This window comes from Aeromonas sp. SCS5 (assembly GCF_001887375.1).
GTDB classification, from domain to species: Bacteria; Pseudomonadota; Gammaproteobacteria; order Enterobacterales; family Aeromonadaceae; genus Aeromonas; species Aeromonas jandaei.
Genome location: NZ_LFCS01000037.1, coordinates 1 through 240, shown reverse-complemented (window position 1 = coordinate 240; position 240 = coordinate 1). Strand labels below are relative to the sequence as shown.

The following is a 240-nucleotide window of genomic DNA, read 5'->3' as shown; positions in this document are numbered from 1 at the left end:
GCGGGCTTTACCCTGCTCGACAGCGATGGTGACAAAGTCTCCTCCACCATTACCGTGGCGGTGGGGGATGGTGCCAATCCGACCATCTCCGCCGTGACTGGCACTACGATGACCGAGATGGCGCAAGGGGAGACGGCTGCCGTCAGCACCATGAGTTTCTCGGTCGCGCATGGCAGCGATGCCCTTGACCCTAACTCTCTTGGTTTTGACATCGCAGCTATCCAGAGCACCCTGACCGGA

The 240-nt window shown here is 60.4% G+C and carries 1 protein-coding gene; it reads left to right on the top strand.

What is annotated here, in order from left to right; genetic code table 11:
* A partial coding sequence (locus BS300_RS20850; protein ID WP_143241880.1) for a hypothetical protein occupies window positions 1-240 on the top strand: 240 nt, incomplete at both ends.